Origin of the sequence: Microbacterium sp. BF1 (assembly GCF_019279095.1) — a bacterium.
Classification (GTDB): domain Bacteria; phylum Actinomycetota; class Actinomycetes; order Actinomycetales; family Microbacteriaceae; genus Microbacterium; species Microbacterium maritypicum.
This window is the reverse complement of the sequence record NZ_JAGYWT010000542.1, coordinates 1-1,601: the sequence shown is the minus strand read 5'-3', so window position 1 is coordinate 1,601 and position 1,601 is coordinate 1. Positions and strand designations below refer to the sequence as shown.

The following is a 1,601-nucleotide window of genomic DNA, read 5'->3' as shown; positions in this document are numbered from 1 at the left end:
CACTCCGCCATCAGGCGGCGACGGCGTGCCACCGGCTGCTCGGGCAGCGCCGCGCGCAGCTCTTCGATCAGTTCGGCGGCAGGCTCCACCGGCAGCAGATCGGGCTCCGGGAAGTAGCGGTAGTCGTCGGCATCGGACTTGGGACGGCCGGGCGAGGTCGTGCCGGTGTCCTCGTGCCAGTGCCGGGTCTCCTGCGTGATGGTCCCGCCGTCGGCGAGGATCTGCGCCTGGCGCTGGATCTCGTACCGCACCGCACGCTCGACCGACCGCATGGAGTTCACGTTCTTCGTCTCCGTGCGCGTGCCGAGCTTCTCCTGGCCGCGAGGGCGGAGGGAGACGTTCGCGTCGCATCGCAGGTTGCCGCGCTCGAGACGCGCCTCGGAGATGCCGAGTCCGCGGACGATGTCGCGGATGGCCTGCACATACGCCTTGGCGACCTCGGGTGCACGGTGGTCGGTACCGAAGATCGTCTTGGTGACGATCTCGACCAGAGGCACGCCAGCACGGTTGTAATCGACCAGCGAGTACTCGGCGCCCTGGATGCGTCCGGTCGCCCCACCCATGTGGGTCAGCTTCCCGGCGTCTTCCTCCATGTGCGCGCGCTCGATGGGGATCGTGATGAGCGTTCCGTCCTCGAGCTCGACCTCGACCGATCCCTCGTAGGCGATCGGCTCGTCGTACTGCGAGATCTGGTAGTTCTTACCGAGGTCCGGGTAGAAGTAGTTCTTCCGGGCGAATCGGCTCGATTCCGCGATCGAGCAGCCGAGGGCGAGCCCCAGGCTGATCGAGGAGCGGATGGCCGTCTCGTTCACGACCGGCAGCGCCCCGGGCAGCCCGAGGTCGACCGGGGCGATGAGCGTGTTCGGCTCGGCAGCGTGGAACGCCTCGTTCGCCGGGTTCGGCGCATCCGAGAACATCTTCGTGTTCGTGTTGAGCTCGACGTGCACCTCGAATCCGAGGACCGGCTCGAACATCTCGAGCGCCTTGTCGAAGTCCATGAGCTTGGCGGCGGCCATCAGCGCTTCCCTCCTGCGAGCTGCGGTGCACGGGTGAGCAGTGGCGCACCCCACGAGTCCACGAGCAGCGTCTCGAGCGCGGCGCCGACCTTGTAGAGTCGGGCGTCCTCACGTGCCGGGGCGATGAACTGGATGCCGACGGGGAGACCGTCGTCGTCTGCCAGGCCGCTGGGGATGGAGATGCCGGGAACGCCAGCGAGGTTCACCGGGATCGTGGTGATGTCGTTCAGGTACATCTGCAGCGGGTCGTCGATCTTCTCGCCGAGCTTGAACGCCGTCGTCGGCGCCGAGGGCGTCGCGATCACGTCGACCTCGGCGAAGGCGTTCGCGAAGTCCTGCTGGATGAGGGTGCGGACCTTCTGCGCACTGCCGTAGTAGGCGTCGTAGTAACCGGCGGACAGCGCGTAGGTGCCGAGGATGATGCGTCGCTTGACCTCGTCGCCGAATCCGGCGTCGCGTGTCGCGGACATGACGTCCTCGACGGTCGGGTTGCCATCGGGAGTCACCCGCAGGCCGAACCGCACCGAGTCGAACTTCGCGAGGTTGCTGGATGCCTCGGCCGGGAGGATCAGGTAGTACGCGGCG

General features: G+C 67.3%; 2 protein-coding genes. Both read right to left on the bottom strand.

The features are described from left to right. Window positions 1-1,016: Asp-tRNA(Asn)/Glu-tRNA(Gln) amidotransferase subunit GatB (gatB, locus tag KZA10_RS14610; protein ID WP_218683246.1), on the bottom strand; the 1,016-nt coding region annotated here is incomplete at its 3' end. Next, window positions 1,016-1,601 (bottom strand): amidase family protein (locus KZA10_RS14605; protein ID WP_256934907.1); only part of this gene is annotated, 586 nt, incomplete at its 5' end. The genes gatB and KZA10_RS14605, both read right to left, overlap by 1 nt.